14 protein-coding genes are annotated in these 16,372 nt (G+C 64.5%); 4 read left to right on the top strand and 10 right to left on the bottom strand.

Translation table 11 applies throughout. From position 1 onward, the window contains the following. Positions 1-46: 46 nt before the first annotated feature. Both M1E10_RS12930 and M1E10_RS12925 read right to left on the bottom strand, forming a co-directional pair. Entirely contained in the window at positions 47-508 is a 462-nt protein-coding gene (locus M1E10_RS12930; RefSeq protein WP_499176821.1) for a BA14K family protein, read from the bottom strand. Positions 509-761: 253 nt separating this feature from the next. Then, positions 762-1,184 carry an organic hydroperoxide resistance protein gene (locus tag M1E10_RS12925; RefSeq protein ID WP_499176820.1) on the bottom strand — a complete coding sequence of 141 codons (423 nt, stop codon included), beginning with the start codon at positions 1,182-1,184 and terminating at the stop codon, positions 762-764. A gap of 125 nt (positions 1,185-1,309) precedes the next feature. Between M1E10_RS12925 and M1E10_RS12920 the strand changes: the two genes are divergently transcribed. Next, on the top strand, positions 1,310-1,792 hold the full coding sequence (locus tag M1E10_RS12920) for a MarR family winged helix-turn-helix transcriptional regulator (protein WP_499176818.1): 483 nt from the start codon (positions 1,310-1,312) through the stop codon (positions 1,790-1,792). A gap of 9 nt (positions 1,793-1,801) precedes the next feature. Here M1E10_RS12920 and M1E10_RS12915 read toward each other — a convergent pair whose 3' ends face one another. The 3 genes from M1E10_RS12915 to M1E10_RS12905 all read right to left on the bottom strand — a co-directional run bounded on the left by M1E10_RS12915 (position 1,802) and on the right by M1E10_RS12905 (position 4,470). Next, positions 1,802-2,695 (bottom strand): aminoglycoside phosphotransferase family protein, encoded by an 894-nt coding sequence (locus M1E10_RS12915; protein WP_499176817.1) that lies wholly within the window; start codon positions 2,693-2,695, stop codon positions 1,802-1,804. A 58-nt stretch (positions 2,696-2,753) separates the two neighbouring features. Beyond that, on the bottom strand, positions 2,754-3,470 hold the full coding sequence (locus M1E10_RS12910; RefSeq protein WP_499176816.1) for a L,D-transpeptidase: 717 nt from the start codon (positions 3,468-3,470) through the stop codon (positions 2,754-2,756). Positions 3,471-3,639: 169 nt separating this feature from the next. Further along, positions 3,640-4,470 carry a L,D-transpeptidase gene (locus M1E10_RS12905; protein WP_499176815.1) on the bottom strand — a complete coding sequence of 277 codons (831 nt, stop codon included), beginning with the start codon at positions 4,468-4,470 and terminating at the stop codon, positions 3,640-3,642. A 286-nt stretch (positions 4,471-4,756) separates the two neighbouring features. Between M1E10_RS12905 and M1E10_RS12900 the strand changes: the two genes are divergently transcribed. Continuing rightward, complete coding sequence (locus M1E10_RS12900; protein ID WP_499176814.1) at positions 4,757-6,715, top strand: HAMP domain-containing methyl-accepting chemotaxis protein; 1,959 nt, start codon at positions 4,757-4,759, stop codon at positions 6,713-6,715. Positions 6,716-6,940: 225 nt separating this feature from the next. Next, on the top strand, positions 6,941-9,190 hold the full coding sequence (locus M1E10_RS12895) for a methyl-accepting chemotaxis protein (RefSeq protein WP_499176813.1): 2,250 nt from the start codon (positions 6,941-6,943) through the stop codon (positions 9,188-9,190). Positions 9,191-9,261: 71 nt separating this feature from the next. Here the strand turns inward: M1E10_RS12895 and M1E10_RS12890 are convergent, their stop codons facing one another. The 4 genes from M1E10_RS12890 to M1E10_RS12875 form a co-directional block, all read right to left on the bottom strand. Continuing rightward, a complete protein-coding gene (locus M1E10_RS12890) occupies positions 9,262-10,908 on the bottom strand; it encodes an ATP-dependent DNA ligase (RefSeq protein ID WP_499176812.1) in 1,647 nt (548 codons plus the stop codon). Between the two features lie 235 nt (positions 10,909-11,143). Continuing rightward, on the bottom strand, positions 11,144-11,386 hold the full coding sequence (locus M1E10_RS12885) for a hypothetical protein (RefSeq protein WP_499176811.1): 243 nt from the start codon (positions 11,384-11,386) through the stop codon (positions 11,144-11,146). Positions 11,387-11,552: 166 nt separating this feature from the next. After that, positions 11,553-12,563, bottom strand: coding sequence for a ligase-associated DNA damage response exonuclease (locus tag M1E10_RS12880; RefSeq protein ID WP_499176810.1), 1,011 nt, complete (start codon positions 12,561-12,563; stop codon positions 11,553-11,555). Between the two features lie 70 nt (positions 12,564-12,633). Further along, a complete protein-coding gene (locus tag M1E10_RS12875; protein WP_499176809.1) occupies positions 12,634-14,145 on the bottom strand; it encodes an MDR family MFS transporter in 1,512 nt (503 codons plus the stop codon). Positions 14,146-14,276: 131 nt separating this feature from the next. On the opposite strand from M1E10_RS12875, the gene M1E10_RS12870 reads away from it, so the two are divergent. Continuing rightward, positions 14,277-14,771, top strand: coding sequence for a MarR family winged helix-turn-helix transcriptional regulator (locus M1E10_RS12870; RefSeq protein WP_499176808.1), 495 nt, complete (start codon positions 14,277-14,279; stop codon positions 14,769-14,771). A gap of 27 nt (positions 14,772-14,798) precedes the next feature. Here M1E10_RS12870 and M1E10_RS12865 read toward each other — a convergent pair whose 3' ends face one another. Continuing rightward, positions 14,799-16,307, bottom strand: a complete 1,509-nt coding sequence (locus tag M1E10_RS12865; RefSeq protein ID WP_499176807.1) for a diguanylate cyclase domain-containing protein — start codon at positions 16,305-16,307, stop codon at positions 14,799-14,801. Positions 16,308-16,372: the final 65 nt, after the last annotated feature.

Genomic DNA, 16,372 nt, shown 5'->3' with positions numbered 1-16,372 from the left:
AAAAGCCCCGCCATCGCAGGCGGGGCTTGGTTCCAACTAAAGTCGATCAGCGCGAGTAAGGCGAGCTGCAATAGGCCCGAACGCCGGCGCGCGGAACATATGTGTTGTCCGATGCGCGATAGGTCCGATACCGGTCCGAGCACCACTGAACGTGGCGGCTGGAGACTGCCTGGGGCCGGCTCGGCTGATTGCTGATCGCGCCGCCGATGATGGCACCTGCACCGAAGGCTGCCAGCGGATACCACCAGCCATCGCTGTGGCGACGATAGCCGCGACGCTGTTCGCGCGAACCGCGGTGACCACGGTACTCGCCACGGCGATAGTCACGGCCGCGCTCGAAGCGGCGGGAGTCGCGGTCGTTGCCACGGTACTGTGCCTGCTCGACCGTCGCCGATACGGACGGCGCCTGGACGGAGGGCATGACCACGGCGCCTGCAGGAAACACGGATGTTGCCAGCATCATGACGCTCATGGCGCCGGCCGTCAGTGTCGTTCCAAATATCTTCATTGCCAAATTCCTTTTCCAACATTCATTCATACGCACAATTCAGTTTCGTCTAATGCACATGAACCTCGCCTTAACGGCGAAGATGCCTCGGGAGTTGCGTACCTGGCGTTGAATTTGGGCGTTGAATTTGGGCTTGAATCTGGACGATCGAAAAGCCGTCAGCCGCGGCTCCATGGCCGGGCGGCCCCGCGCGATCGCGAAGCAGGCAATAGATAAGGGAGCGGCGGGCCGCTCCCTCCTGTCGCCGGGATGATCAGGCGACCGAGACCGGGACTTCGGTCGAGGTGCGCATGGCATGGCTGTAAGGGCAGACGATGTGCGCCTTGGCGACCAGGTCTTCCGCCTGCGCCTTGTCGAGGCCCGGGATGCTGACCGAGAGCGAGACCTCGATGCCGAAGCCGGCACCGTCGTCGCGCGGGCCGATGCCGACGGTGGCCGTGACCTTTGCGTCGTCAGGGATCTTCACCTTTTCCTTGCCGGCGACGTTCTTCAGCGCACCGAGGAAGCAGGCGGAATAGCCGGCTGCGAAAAGCTGCTCCGGGTTGGTGCCGGTTGCACCATCGCCGCCGAGTTCCTTGGGCACCGTCAGCGTGACGTCCAGGACGCCGTTTTCGGAAACGGCATGGCCGGAACGGCCGCCGGTGGCGGATGCCTTGGTGGTGTAGAGAATTGCCATGTTGAAACTCCTCGGGTTGACGATGCCAACTTAGGTATCGCACAATTTAATATGACGCAATAGTATTGCGCATTGTTTTCCGGATCGACATCGCCGATACTGGTGACATAGGCCGTGGAAGGACGATGTCAGGGACCGAAATGCAGAAAAAGCAGACTGAGAGCGCAAGCACGCGAGAGCCTCCCCGGCTGGAGACGCAGCTCTGCTTTGCCATCTACGGCGCGGCGCACGCCTTCACGCGCACCTACAAGCCACTGCTCGAGCCGCTGGGGCTCACCTATCCGCAGTATCTGGTGATGCTGACGCTCTGGGAAGAGGATGGGCAGCCGGTCAAGGCGATCGGGGAGCGGCTGGGGCTGGATTCCGGGACGCTCTCGCCGCTCCTGAAGCGGCTCGAGCAGTCCGGGTTGCTGGAACGCCGGCGCGACCGGCAGGACGAACGGCAGGTGCGGATCGTCCTGACGGAGAAAGGCAAGGCGCTGAGCCACGAGGCAGCCGGCGTGATGCAGGCCATCGGCGCCGCCACCGGCTGCAGCCTGAAGGAGATGGAAGATCTTCGGGATGAACTAGTGGCGCTGCGGACGCGGCTCAACCTCAACGAGGACTAAAGGAAGCGATCAGGCATTCTCCCAACGATCGGTGACTATCCTCTCTATCCACGAGCGATGGCGGTCGGCTATCGTCGGATTGGCATCGCGCTCCGCAGCAATCACGATCAGCGCCTTCCAGATGCACCAGCCTCGCGCCCTCTCCCACGTAGCAGCATCAAGTCCAACCCGGTTACGGAACACGTCCCGGGCCGGCTGATCGAGAAGCGTCCAGGCGATGACGAGATCACAGGCGGGATCGCCGGTGCCGCAGGTTCCGAAGTCGATGACGGCGGCGAGCTTGCCGTTGTGGACCAGCAGATTGCTTTCCGCGACGTCGCCGTGCACCCAGACGGGCGCATCCGTCCATTGCGAAGCCAGAGCAGCATTCCAGAGGGCCGTAATGGCAGCGACATCGATCTCGTCGGATAACTCCCGGATGGCGGCACGAGCTTCCTCATCATAGATCCGAAGAGAGCCGCCGCGATGGAAGTTGTGCGTGCCTGCAGGAGGGCCGTCGGTGGCGTCAATGACCCGGAGTGCGTTGAGAAAATCGGCTAGTTCCACCGCAAACTGGTTCAGGTCGGAAATCCGCGGACGTTTTGCCGTCTCACCCTCGATCCAACCATAGACGGACCAGGGCCATGGATAGCCCTCCCCCGGCCGTCCGAGCGCTAAAGGTGCCGGAATAGGTAGAGGAAGCTGAGGCGCCAGCAGCGGCAGCCAGCGCAGTTCTTTTTCGACCTGCGCCACATAGCGTTTTGCGCTGGGCAACCGAACAGACATGGCCATTCCAAGATGGAAGGTCAGATTATTCCAACCGCCTTCAGAAACGGCGCGCACCGGCAGATCCGCCCACTCCGGAAATTGTGTCGAAATCAGGCGCTGCACGACGGACGCGTCGAGCTCCAGTCTTGGATCCACCAAAAGAAATCCCCCGGACAAGATGTATCCGAGGGATATCAATGAAGCATGACAGAAATTACTGCCAGACGACGATGCGGGCCTTTTGCGGCACGCGTTCGTAGAGGTCGATGACGTCCTGGTTCATCAGGCGGACGCAGCCGGAGGAGACGGCCTTGCCGATGGAATTCCATTCCGGCGAGCCGTGCAGGCGGTAGAGCGTGTCTTCGCCACCCTGGAAGATGTAGAGTGCACGGGCGCCGAGCGGGTTGTTGAGGCCCGGCGGCTGGCCGCCGTTCTCGGCGGAATATTTTGCAAGCTGCGGCTGGCGGGCGATCATTTCCGCCGGCGGCGTCCAGGTCGGCCACTTGCGGCGCCACTGGATCACGCCCTCGCCTTCCCAGGCAAAACCCTCGCGGCCGATACCCACGCCGTAGCGCATCGCGGTGCCGCCGGGTTCGACGAGATAGAGGAAGCGCGAGGCGGTATCAACGACCACGGTGCCTGGGCGCTCGCCCGTCGGATCGACGACCTGCTGGCGATAGTATCGCGGATTGATCTCCCAATAGGGAATGGCCGGAATGACGAAACCGCCATCGACGACCGAGCCGTACATGGCATCGAGTTCCGGCGACCGGCCGGCCCGAAGCTGCTGCTGCGGAGGAGGCGCGAAAGCGACCGGCGTTGCCGAGAACGGACGCGGGCTGCTGGAAGCGCAACCGGCCAGTGTCGAGGCTGCACCCGCCGCAAGAAGCGAGAGAACGCCCCGGCGGGAATAGGAAGTATTGCTGTTCATGTTCGGAAGACCGCCGATTTCTTGGTTTTTGACAAAGCCCATCAACGGCAAGTGCGGTGCAATAGTTCCACCGGCGCTCAACCGTGTGACGCTATCGTTTACGCTTCCCTACGAGCGCGGCAAGTCTTAGCAAGCCACGTTCCCGTGAGCACGACCTTTTCGGGGGCGGTCAGAGAACCACGATCGGCGCCGAGGCGGGAACGCGGTCGTAGAGGTCGATCACGTCCTGGTTGAGCATTCGTACGCAGCCGGAGGACGTGGCCTTGCCAACCGATTGCCAGTCGGGCGTGCCGTGAACCCGGTAAAGCGTGTCCTTGCCGTCCTTGAAGATATAGAGAGCGCGGGCGCCGAGCGGGTTGTTGAGGCCAGGATTAGCGCCGCCCTCGACGGCGGCGAACTGGCGAAGCTCCGGCTGGCGGTCGACCATTTCGCCAGGCGGCGTCCAGCGCGGCCACTTCGCCTTCCACTGTATCGTGCCGCGGCCGGACCAGGCAAAGCCATCCTTGCCAAGACCGACGCCGTAACGCATCGCCTTGCCTCCCGGCTGCACCAGATAGAGAAAGTGCTGGCGGGTATCGACGACGATCGTGCCGGGCGCCTCGGTCGTCTGGTAGGCGACCTCCTGGCGCAGGAACCGTTGATCGATGCGCGAATAGGGAATGGCTGGCAGCGTGTGGCCGCCATCGCGCAGGACGCCGTACATGGCCCGGTGGACGGGATTGGAGATCGGCAGACCATAGGTCTGGCGGTAGGTCTGGTGGAAATCCGTCGGATAGAGCTGTCGGCGCTGCGGGATGGCGCCCGGCATCGGCGGCGGGTTGTTGGTCGGAGGATCGGCATAGGGCGGCACATTGAAGACCGGCGCCGTCTCCTGCACGAAGACATCCGGATTCATGCGACTCGTATCGGTGACCAGAATGCAGCCGCTCAGAGAAAGCGTGGCGGTTGCGGCGCTGATCAGCGTCAGGGATTGGCGCAGAGACTGAGGCAAGAACGACATGGCGACCCGATTCCGGCAGATGACATCGCGATCACCATGGCGCGCGCGGCTGGCGCGAGGCTGGCGGCGGCGCCTTTCCTTGCCCACATCGCACGAGACTGAAGCCGCGCGGCGCTGCCGAATAGTAGAATATGCAGACCTTCACAATCAGAAGTCGTGGATAAATTGTTGGGAGAGTTTGGTTTTCATTTCGTAAACAATCAAAGGCAAGATCTGGATGATCGGCGATAGTTCCGCAGCCCAAGGCTTGAGGAACGGTCGAGCCCTCCTGAGAACGGAACCTTCCATGTCACGCCCCAAAGTCAAAACAGCTCTTGCCGGCATCCTGATCCTTCTCGGTGCCGCCTTCGCCTTCTTCGGCGCCTTTGCCGTCAATCGCCTCAGTGCGGTCGAGCACCACCTGATCGAGATCGCGACGGAAGCGATGCCGAGCGTCGTGACGATGAAGGACATGGAAGTGCAGGTCGAAAGGATCCGCAACTCCTTCCGCAGCCACATCCTGCGCGCCGACACCGAAGGCAAGGCAAATGCGGAGAAGTCCATCAATACCGCCTATGCCGCCTTCGGGGAGGACCTTCGCAAGGCAAGATCGTTCGAGCCGACACCGGAAGAAACCGCGGCGCTGAACGCCGTCGATGAAGCCATGAAGTCCTATGTCGTGCTCGGAGCAGGGGTTCTCAAACTATCCAATGCCGCAGATCTGCAGGGCGCCAACACAATCCTCAGAACCGAGATGGTCAAACCCGCGGAAGCCGCCTCCGCCGCTCTTGCCCGGCTGGTCGAGATCAGCACTGGCCATGCAACGGACGCATATGAGAGCGCCACGAATGCCTATAACACAACCCTGACGGTCACCTTCACCGTCATCGGCATCGTAGCGCTCGCCATCGTCGGCGCCATCTGGTTCGTCATCACCGGCATCGCCAAGCCGATTCAGACGATCACCCGCTCGATGAAAAACCTGGCAACAGGCGATGCGGACTCCGCAATCCCTTACGCCGGCCGGGCCGACGAGATCGGCGAGATGGCCGCTGCCGTGGAGATTTTCCGCAACAACGCACTGGAACGGCGCCGGCGGGAGGATGAAATGGCCCAGCAGCGCCAGCAGAGCGAGGAGCAGCGCCGCCGGACCGCAGAGCAGGAGCGCGTGCGGGCCGAAGCCATGGCCCAGGCGACGAGCGGGCTTGCGGACGGCCTGAAGCAACTGGCTGCCGGCGACCTGACCTTCCAGCTGTCGCAAGCGTTCGCCGAAGAGTTCGAGAGCCTGCGGGACGATTTCAACCAGGCCGTCACCCGGCTAAGGGACACGATGACATCGGTGGCCGGATCGACCAGTTCGATCGACAGCGGCTCGCGAGAGGTCAGCAAGAGTGCCGAGGACCTGTCCAAGCGCACCGAGCAGCAGGCGGCCTCGCTCGAAGAGACCGCCGCGGCGCTCGACCAGATCACCACCAATGTCGCCAACTCCTCCAAGCGTGCCGAAGAGGCCCGCAACGTGGCGATCCAGGCCAACCAGAACGCCGCCCAGTCCGGCAAGGTCGTGGCCAATGCGGTCGACGCCATGGGCAAGATCGAACAGTCCTCGAACCAGATCTCCAACATCATCGGCGTCATCGACGACATCGCCTTCCAGACCAACCTGCTGGCGCTGAATGCCGGCGTCGAGGCGGCGCGCGCCGGTGAAGCCGGCAAGGGCTTTGCGGTCGTTGCCCAGGAAGTCCGGGAGCTTGCACAGCGCTCGGCAACCGCTGCCAAGGAGATCAAGGACCTGATCCGCAACTCCTCCGTGGAAGTCGCCAACGGCGTGCAGCTCGTCAGCCAGACCGGCGAGGCGCTGAAGACGATCGAGACCTATATCGTCACCATCAACCAGCACATGGACGCCATCGCCACGTCTTCCAGAGAGCAGTCGGTCGGCTTGAACGAGGTCAACACGGCCGTCAACCAGATGGACCAGGTGACCCAGCAGAACGCCGCCATGGTGGAAGAGGCCAATGCCGCCGGCGCCACGCTTGCCAGCGAAGCCAACCGCCTGCGCGAGCTGATCGGCCAGTTCGACCTCGGCCGCGGCAGCACGCCGGCTGCCGCCCTGCGCTCCACCGCTTCCGTCATGGCGGCCCGTCCGACGCACGCCCCGGCCGCTTCGCCGGCGCGCGGCATGGTCGGCAAGATCGCCAAGGCGTTCGGCGGTGGCAAGGCTTCCGCTGCCGCCGCGACCAGCACGGAGAGCTGGGAAGAGTTCTAAGAGCTCTTTCAGAATGACCAAGAAAGGCCGGAAGCGGACACGCTTCCGGCCTTTCATGTTTGGGGCAGCGGTCGTCTGACGCCCGTACAGTCGAGATCAAACAGCAGACGAACTGCAATCGACTAGAAGAAATGAGGATGTATTTTCGCTGAGTCAGATTTAGTAAAACGTGAAACTTTCCTGTCATGAATACCACTAAGCTAATACAGGCTAGGGGTATGGAAATTGTCTGACATCGAAATCAAGCGTCCGTTGTGGATGACGATCACTGCGTGCGGCTTTGCCGCCGTTCTGTTTTCCAGTATCGCCATCGGCGGGACGGCGTGGCATCGCCAGTCGGTTGCGACGGAAGATGCACTGAACCGCGAAGCAGCGGGCGATCTTGCCCTCATCGAGACCGACATGGCGGCTCAGAAGAAGGCGGCCTCGGCGCTGGCGCTTGCGGTTGCCGGCCAGCCGGACATAGCCGGGCTGATCGAGACCAATGCGCGCGACGAGATCATCGGTCGCTTCGCCGCTGCGTGGCCCACGATCATCAGCGAAGGCGGCCTGCAGCTGATGACACTTGCCAATGCGAACGGTGAAGCAGTTGCCCGCATCCACACGCCGGACAAGTTCGGCGATGATATGAAGGCCCGCCGCAAGACGGTAGTCGAAGCGCTTTCCTCGGGCAAGCTGATCGCAGGCACGGAACCCGGCCGCACGGCGGTCAGCATGTTCGCCACGGCTCCCGTCATTCGTGACGGAAACGTCGTCGGTGTCGTGGACGTCGGCACGAGCCTGACGAACGCCTATTTCAAGCCTCTCGCGGACCGGATCGGCGGCAATGTTGCCGTGTACATCCTCGTGGACGGCAAGCTCGAGAAGCAGGCGTCGACCTCCGAGAACACCTACCTGTCGGGCGAGACGCTTCAGGCCGCCTTCGACGGTACCTTCAGCCAGCAGCAGGTCACGACGGACAGCGGGAGCTACATCGTCAAGACGGTTCCCTTCAACAACTTCTCCGGCGTCAAGATCGGCGTGCTGGAGATCGCCTCCGACGTCACCTCCGTGCTGGAAGATGCTCGCAGCGCGCTCTGGACCACGGTCGCCGGGACCATCATCGTCTCGCTGCTCTCGCTCCTCGGCTTCTTCATCTTCGCCCGCTCCCTCGGCGGCGTCCTCGGGCGCCTGACCGGGACGATGTCGCGGCTTGCGGGCGGCGATCTCAATGCTGCAATTGAAGGCGAAAACCGTCCCGACGAAGTCGGCGCCATGGCGCGCGCGGTCCAGGTCTTCAAGGACAATGCCATCCATGCTCGTGCACTGGAGCAGGAAAGCGAGAGCCAGCGCAACCAGACCGAGGAGCAGCGCCGCCGGACAGCCGAACAGGACCGCATCCGCGCGGAAGCCATGGCACAGGCAACCCGCGGTCTGGCCGACGGCCTCAAGCAGCTCGCCGCGGGCAACCTCGGGTTCCAGCTGTCGCAGGCCTTTGCCGAAGAGTTTGAAAGCCTGCGCGCCGACTTCAACCAGGCCGTCCTGCAGCTCAAGGACACGATGACCTCGGTGTCCGAGGCAACCGGGGCGATCGACAGCGGCTCGCGTGAAGTGAGCCACAGCGCCGACGATCTGTCCAAGCGCACCGAACAGCAGGCGGCATCGCTCGAAGAGACTGCGGCGGCGCTCGACCAGATCACCACCAATGTCGCCAATTCCTCCAAGCGTGCCGAGGAGGCCCGCAACGTGGCGATCCAGGCCAACCAGAACGCCGCCCAGTCCGGCAAGGTCGTTGCCAATGCGGTTGACGCCATGGGCAAGATCGAACAGTCCTCGAACCAGATCTCCAACATCATCGGCGTCATCGACGACATCGCCTTCCAGACCAACCTGCTGGCGCTGAATGCCGGCGTCGAGGCGGCGCGCGCCGGTGAAGCCGGCAAGGGCTTTGCGGTCGTTGCCCAGGAAGTCCGGGAGCTGGCACAGCGCTCGGCAACGGCTGCCAAGGAGATCAAGGACCTGATCCGCAACTCCTCCGTCGAAGTCGCCAACGGCGTGCAGCTCGTCAGCCAGACCGGCGAGGCGCTGAAGACGATCGAGACCTATATCGTCACCATCAACCAGCACATGGATGCGATCGCCACGTCTTCCAGAGAGCAGTCGGTCGGCTTGAACGAGGTCAACACGGCCGTCAACCAGATGGACCAGGTGACGCAGCAGAACGCCGCCATGGTGGAAGAGGCCAATGCCGCCGGCGCCACGCTTGCCAGCGAGGCCAACCGCCTGCGCGAGCTGATCGGCCAGTTCGATCTCGGCCGCGGCAGCACGCCGGCTGCCGCCCTGCGCTCCACCGCTTCCGTGATGGCCGCCCGTCCGACGCACGCCCCGGCCGCTTCGCCGGCGCGCGGCATGGTCGGCAAGATCGCCAAGGCGTTCGGCGGTGGCAAGGCTTCCGCTGCCGCTGCAACCAGCACGGAGAGCTGGGAAGAGTTCTGAGAGCTCTGCCTCGTACGCACATAAAAAGGCCGGGAGCGGAAATGCTCCCGGCCTTTTGCATTGTCCTGCCTTCAGGAACTCGGCGAGGCCGCCTCGATCATCGCCGTCAGGGTCGAGAGCCGGTCGGCGTCGCGCGGCAGCTTGTCGGCGCGAAGCCTCGCAATGCGGGGGAAGCGCATGGCGACGCCCGACTTGTGGCGGGTGGAGCGGTTGATCCCCTCGAAGGCGACCTCGAGCACGAAGCCGAAATCCGGTTCGGCGCGAACGGCCCGCACCGGCCCGAAGCGCTCCACCGTGTTGTCGCGCACGAACTTGTCGAGCACTTCCAGTTCGGCGTCGGTGAAGCCGAAATAGGCCTTGCCGACCGGGACCAGCTGGTCGCCCTCCGGCGTCTGCGTCCACACTCCGAAGGTGAAATCGGAATAATAGCTGGAACGCTTGCCGTGGCCGCGCTGGGCATAGAGCATCACGGCATCGATATTGTAGGGCTCGCGCTTCCACTTGAACCAGGGCCCCTTCAGCCGTCCGGCCTGGTAGACGCTGTCACGGCGCTTGATCATGACGCCTTCGATCACGGGATCGGGCGGCTCGATGCGCAGCCGGTCGAGCTCCTTCCAGTCGGAGAAGGGCACGAGGTCCGACAGGTCGAAGCGGTCGTGCGGCGCCTTTTCGATCACCGTGCCGAGCCGCAAGCGACGCTCCAGGAAGGTTTTCGCGCGGATGTCCTCATCGCCTTCGAAGAGGAAGTCATAGGCACGCACGAAGGCGGGATAATCCTCCAGCATGCGGGCGGTCACCGTCTTGCGGTTCAGCCGCTGCTGCAAATCGGAGAAGGTGCGGGTCGGGTTGTTGGAGCGCATCGTGCCTCCGACCAGCAGCTCGCCGTCCACCACGCCGTCGAAATTGATCGAGCCCACCACGTCGGGAAAGGCTCCGGTGATGTCGTCGCCGGAGCGGGAATAGAGTTTTTTCGTGCCGCCGTAGCTCGACATCTGCACGCGGATGCCGTCCCATTTCCATTCCGCGGCGTAGTCGGCCGGATCGAGCTTCTCCAGATCGCCGTTTTCCACCGGATTGGCGAGCATCACGGAGTGGAAGATCGCCGGCGTTGCCAGCACCGGCTTCTCCGCCCTGCCCTCCAGCCAGGCAAACAGCGGCTCGTAGGGCGGCTCCAGGCCGTGCCAGAGCGTCTCGATCTCGGTCACGTCGCGGCCGTGCTCGCCCGTGCCGCTCATGTCGGAGAGCGCCTGCTTGGCAAGCCGCGCCGAGACGCCGATGCGCGGCGAACCGGTGGCAAGCTTCAGGAAGGCGAAGCGGCCGGCCGGATCGAGCTCGTCGAGAAGCGTGCGCACCGCGGCGCGGACCTCGGTGCGGCCGAGCGCGTTCATCATCGTCACGACCTCGGAGAGCCGCGGCTGCGCCTCGTCCACCGTGTCGTCCTTCTCGCCGCCGTCCCAGACGAGCGCGATGGTTTCGGCCAAATCGCCGACGTAGTCGTAGGAATACTGGAAGAGCACCGGGTCGAGCTTTTCCAGCACGAGCTCGCGCAGCAGCGCCGGCTTGACGCTTCGCAGGTCGAGCGTGCCGGCGAGCGCGGCAAGGCCATAGCCGCGGTCCGGATCGGGCGTGTCGCGAAAATAGTCCGCGAGCAGCTTCAGCTTGCCGTTGCGCGAGGGGGTGAGGACGAGGCGGTCGAGGAGGTCGGAGAAGGCTTTCATGGGCTGACCTCGACGGCAGAGGGCGAGGCATATTCCCCTCTGTCACTTCGTGACATCTCCCCCACAAGGGGGGAGATTGGGAGCCAGCGGTCACGCCCCATCCGATCTCCCCCCTTGTGGGGGAGATGCCCGGCAGGCCAGAGGGGGGTGCCGCGGAAACGATCGGCGAGCAGCTTCAGCTTGCCGTTGCTCGGGGGGGTGAGGACCAGGCGGTCGAGGAGGTCGGAGAAGGCTTTCATGGGGTGACCTCGACGGCAGAGGGCGAGGCATACCCCCCTCTGTCACTTCGTGACATCTCCCCCACAAGAGGGAAGATTGGGAGCCAGCGGTCACGCCCCATCCGATCTCCCCCCTTGTGGGGGAGATGCCCGGCAGGGCAGAGGGGGGTGCCGCGGAAACGATCGGCGAGCAGCTTCAGCTTGCCGTTGCGCGAGGGGGTGAGGACGAGGCGGTCGAGGAGGTCGGAGAAGGCTTTCATGGGGTGACCTCGACGGCAGAGGGCGAGGCATATTCCCCTCTGTCACTTCGTGACATCTCCCCCACAAGGGGGGAGATTGGGAGCCTGCGGCAGCGCTCCATCCGATCTCCCCCCTTGTGGGGGAGATGCCCGGCAGGGCAGAGGGGGGTAATTCCGAGTTCCATCATCAATCCCCCTCGTCCTCATAGCCGACCAGATGCAGCGGGCGGGCGGGGAGGCCCTGGAGTTCGCACCAACGCACCAGCGCCTCCTCCCGGCCATGGGTGACCCAGACCTCGGAGGGCGAGACCTCGCGGATGGTCTCCAGCAGCTCCGGCCAGTCGCAATGGTCGGAGATGACCAGCGGCAGCTCCACGCCGCCCTGCTTGGCGCGCTGGCGCACCATCATCCAGCCGGAGGCAAACGAGATCAGCGGCTCGTTGAAGCGGCGCGCCCAGCGATCCTGAAAGGCCGACGGCGGGCCGACGACGACGGCGCCCTTGAAGAGGTCCGGCGTGCTCTTCTCGATCGTCGCCGGGCGGATGTCGCCGAGCTCGATCCCCTGCCCGCGGTAGTAGTCGCAGAGTTTCGCGAGCGCGCCGTGGATGTAGATCGGCTCGTCATAGCCGCAGTCGCGGATCAGGCGGATGACGCGCTGCGCCTTGCCGAGCGCATAGGCGCCGACAAGGTGACTGCGTTCGGGAAACTGCTTCAGCGAGGTCAGGAGCTTGCCGATCTCGGCTTTCGGATCCGGGTGGTGGAAGACCGGCAGGCCGAAGGTCGCCTCGGTGATGAAGACGTCGCAGGGGACGGGCACGAAGGAGGCGCAGGTGGGATCGACGCCGCGCTTGTAGTCGCCGGAGACGTTGATCCGCAGCCCGTCCTTCTCGATCAGGATCTGCGCGGAGCCCAGCACATGGCCTGCGGGCTGGAAGCTGACGGTCACGCCGTTCACATCGATCCGCTCGCCCCAGGCGGCCGCCTGTTCCGATCCGGTGAAATCCTCGCCGTAGCGGATGCGCATGATGTCGAGCGTCTGGCGCGTCGCCAGCACCTTGCCGTGGCCGGCGCGGGCGTGGTCGGAATGGCCATGGGTGATCAGCGCCCGCTCGACGGGCCGGACCGGATCGACATGGAAGCGGCCGATGGGGCAGAACAGCCCGGCCGGGGTGGGGTGAAGCAGCGCCTCTGGTTTCATGCCCTCAAGATAGGGCGGCCGGGGGCGGATAGAAGATATCCGACCCCGGGCCCGGCGGAAAAATCCGGGATCAGGCTTTCGCGGCGACGGCGGGCGGCAGACGGACGTTCTTCAGCATCAGCGCGGCGACAAGGCCGATGACGCAGAGGAAGGCGGCGGCGGAGAAGAGCGTGCCGAAGGCGCCCGCGTAGATCATGCCGATCTCGTGCTGCACGTCGGGCGGCAGGGTCGCGAGCAGCTTCGGCGTCAGCTCGGCGAGGCTTGCGACGCCCGGCAGGTTCAGGGTGAGATTGCCGAGGTAGGAGCCGATGATGGCGCCATAGATGGAGATGGCAATCGCCGCGCCGCCCATGCGGCTCAGGGTGACGGCGCCCGTCGCGGCTCCGACGTCGGCGCGCGGGGCGCTGTTCTGGACGGCGATCACCGGCGCCTGCTGGCCGAATCCGATGCCGAGCCCCTGCAGCGTCAGCAGCAGACCGACGAGAATGAGCGGCGTTCCGGCCTCCAGCCGCGACATCAGCAGAAGCGCGACGATGTTCAGCGTCACGCCGATCAGCATGAAGGGCTTGTAGCGGCCGTAGCGGGCGATCAGACGTCCCGCGGAGAGCGATCCGCCGACGATGCCGCCGGTGACGCAGATGAAGAACAGGCCGGCGACGCTGGGCGACAGGCCGGTCGTCGTCTGCAGGAAGAGAGCGAGATAGTTGGTGAGGCCGATGCCGACGCCGCCGCTGGTGAGGGCGATCACGATGAACAGCGGGAAGGTCGGATCGCGAAACAGGCGCAGCGGCATGATCGGCTCGGCGACGCGCCGTTCGACCGCGATGAAGAGGCCGATGCAGACGACGCCGATGGCAGCGACCGCGAGGTTCTGCCAGGCGGTGAGCGCCCCGAAGATCTGCCGGCCGTCGGCAAAGAGCACGACGGAGGTGGTGAAGCCGGCCAGCAGGAGGGCGCCGAAATAGTCGATCTTCGGCAGGCGGGTCGGCCGGCGGTGCGGCAGCAGGAGAAGGAGCCCGGCGAGGATGACGATGCCGATCGGCAGATTGATCAGGAAGATCGAGCGCCAGCCGAAGAGATCGCTGAGCGTGCCGCCCAGCGTCGGGCCGATGCTGCCCGAGGCCATCAGCATCAGGCTCGAATAGCTCTGGTAGCGGGCCCGCTCGCGCGGTTCGAAGAGATCGGCGTTGATGGAGAAGATGGAGACCATGATGCCGCCGCCGCCCATCCCCTGGAAGACGCGCGCGGCGATCAGCGAGTCCATCGACCAGGCGACGCCGCAGAGCAGCGAGCCGAGTACGAAGATGGAGATCGCCGCCAGCATCACGAACTTGCGGCCGAAGAGATCGCCGAGCTTGCCGTAGACGGGCATGACGGCGCTCATCGCCAGAAGATAGGCGGAGCCCACCCAGGCGAAGCGGTCCAGCGCCCCGAACTCGCCGACGATCGTCGGCAGTGCGGTGGAGACCACCTGATTGTCCAGCGTCGCCATGAACAGCGCCGCCATCAGGAACCAGAAGACGACGAGCCGCTGCCGGTGATCTTCGATGAGCGGACGCACGGGCTGGGCAGTCATATCCATGGGAGGTTCCTGGGAGAGATCGAGATTGTCACGACATATGTGCGTTTAGCACATATATGTCAATCGCAAATACTTGTTCAACTCACCGGTTTCTGGCAGGATGAAACGGAGGAATGTGAGGAGCCATGCCCGTGAATGCACCATCGACCGCCAGGGCCAGTTCGCCCGACGGCCTGCAGACTATCGACCAGACGCTGACGCGGATGCGGCTTGTCATCCGCAAACGGACGATCGGCCGGATGGCGATCGCCAAGGTGACGCCCGGTCTGGACGTGTCTCACCTGGACGTCCTGGAAGCGATGCGCATCCTTGGCGCGGAGGGCGGCGAGATCACCGTCGGGGCGATCGCCGAAACGATGCGCATGGACCCCTCGCGCGGCAGCCGGATGGTGGCCGAACTCGTGTCGCGGGGCATTCTGGAGCGGGCGGTCTCGCAGGCGGATGCGCGCCGCTCGATCGTCAAGCGCACGCCGCTCGGCGACACGCTGCTGCGCGAGGTGCGGGCGGTGAAGCAGGCGCTGGTGGCAGAGGTCCTGTCGGGCTGGACGGAGGAGGAAGTCGCCGTGTTTGCAGAACTCTTCGAGCGGTTCACGACCGGCTTCGAGGCTGCCACGGCGAAAGACTAGCACCCCGTCGCTGTCTCCTGCCCGCGGTCAGGCCTGCTGCCAGACCTTCAGTCGGTCGCGGCCGCCGCCCTTGGCCTCGTACATGGCCTTGTCCGCCTTGGCGAGAAGCGCTTCCGGCGTGTCACCATCGTCGGGGAAGAAGGCGACACCCATGCTGCAGGTCACCTCGATCACCTCTCCCTCGAGGACGAAGGGCCGGGAGATGGCGGCCCGCAGTTCCTCAAGCCTTGCGACCATGCTGCCCTGCTGCTCATACGCCGGATTGCTGAAGACGATGGCGAATTCATCGCCGCCGAGCCGCACCAGCAGATCGCTGGGGCGGATGCAGTGCGACAGGCGCAGGGCAAGCGCCCGCAGCACGTCGTCGCCCGCGGCATGGCCGAGCGTGTCGTTGATGTGCTTGAAGTTGTCGAGGTCGATATAGGTGACCGTAATCCGGCGCGCTTCCCGGCTCGCCTCGGCGATGGCACGGCCGAACTGGGCCCAGAACAGCGTGCGGTTGGGCAGTCCCGTCAGCGGGTCGTGGTGCGCCATGTGATGGATCCGGGCCTCGGCCCGCATCCGCTCGATGGCGATGCCGGCGATGTCGGTCGCCATGGCCATCACTTCCTGCTCCATCTGCGTCGGCTCCCGCACCGTTCTCGAATAGAGCGCGAAGGTGCCGAGCACTGTGTCTTCCGCAGACAGGATGGGTGTCGACCAGCACGACCGGAAACCGTACCGAAGCGGCAGATACCTTAGATTCTCCCAGAGCGGATCATTGAGCACGTCGCTGCAGACGACCGGCTCGCGGCGCCATGCGGCCGCGCCGCAGGCGCCGGCTCGAGGCCCGATGTCGACGCCGTCGATCTCCGCCCGATAGGCTTCAGGCAAACCCAGGGCGGCGGCGTAGCGAAGACGGTCCGATCCCTCCTCCAGGAGGAGGACGGCTGCCGTCAGACCGTCCAGCTCTTCCTCGACCAGGGCAACGAGCGCATGGAGAACCTGATCCAGCGGGCGACTGCGTGCGACCATGTCGAGCAGGCGGGCATGGCCGCGGCGCAGATCGTCCTGACGCTTTCGCTCGGTGATGTCACGCGAGATGCCGATCATTCCGACAATGCGCTCTTCCTGATCCCGCAGCGGCGTCTTCGTCGATTGCATCCAGCGCAACTTGCCGCCGAAGTCCACCAGATGCTCCAGGTCCACCATGGGCTCACCCGAAGACATCACCGATTGTTCGGCCAGAAACAGCTCCTCCGCCGCCTCCTGCTGGAAGAAGTCGAAGTCGGTCTTGCCAAGGAGGCTGGTCGGGCTGGCGAGGTTGTGGGAGCGCGCGGTGCTGGCATTGGCGAGCACGAAGCGGCTGCGCCGGTCCTTGATGTAGATCTGCTCGGGGAACTGGTCGATCAGCGAGTGGGCGTTCAGCTCGTTGATGACAAGCAGCGCATCGTGGATGTCCCCGACCGTCGAGATCCTCAGGAGACGGCTGCACAACTGCTCGAGTGAATCCGCAGCAGGCTGCGGATGCACGGCGCTTGACATGGGACGTTCCATCCGATGTCTCTCCTAAGAACGGGATCTTCCACACAGGCTGATCGGTCGGGGGATAGTGAATGCCA

The organism is Rhizobium sp. PK7-22 (assembly GCF_056530405.1).
Note: the sequence above shows the minus strand (reverse complement) of the source record. Positions and strands in the feature narration are given on the sequence as shown.

Coding starts and splice junctions, on each gene's coding strand:
- M1E10_RS12875 (WP_499176809.1), bottom strand. CDS start 14,145: ATGGATATGACTGCCCAGCCCGTGCGTCCGCTCATCGAAGATCACCGG.
- M1E10_RS12920 (WP_499176818.1), top strand. CDS start 1,310: ATGTCAGGGACCGAAATGCAGAAAAAGCAGACTGAGAGCGCAAGCACG.
- M1E10_RS12880 (WP_499176810.1), bottom strand. CDS start 12,563: ATGAAACCAGAGGCGCTGCTTCACCCCACCCCGGCCGGGCTGTTCTGC.
- M1E10_RS12865 (WP_499176807.1), bottom strand. CDS start 16,307: ATGGAACGTCCCATGTCAAGCGCCGTGCATCCGCAGCCTGCTGCGGAT.
- M1E10_RS12930 (WP_499176821.1), bottom strand. CDS start 508: ATGAAGATATTTGGAACGACACTGACGGCCGGCGCCATGAGCGTCATG.
- M1E10_RS12890 (WP_499176812.1), bottom strand. CDS start 10,908: ATGAAAGCCTTCTCCGACCTCCTCGACCGCCTCGTCCTCACCCCCTCG.
- M1E10_RS12905 (WP_499176815.1), bottom strand. CDS start 4,470: ATGTCGTTCTTGCCTCAGTCTCTGCGCCAATCCCTGACGCTGATCAGC.
- M1E10_RS12885 (WP_499176811.1), bottom strand. CDS start 11,386: ATGAAAGCCTTCTCCGACCTCCTCGACCGCCTCGTCCTCACCCCCTCG.
- M1E10_RS12925 (WP_499176820.1), bottom strand. CDS start 1,184: ATGGCAATTCTCTACACCACCAAGGCATCCGCCACCGGCGGCCGTTCC.
- M1E10_RS12910 (WP_499176816.1), bottom strand. CDS start 3,470: ATGAACAGCAATACTTCCTATTCCCGCCGGGGCGTTCTCTCGCTTCTT.
- M1E10_RS12900 (WP_499176814.1), top strand. CDS start 4,757: ATGTCACGCCCCAAAGTCAAAACAGCTCTTGCCGGCATCCTGATCCTT.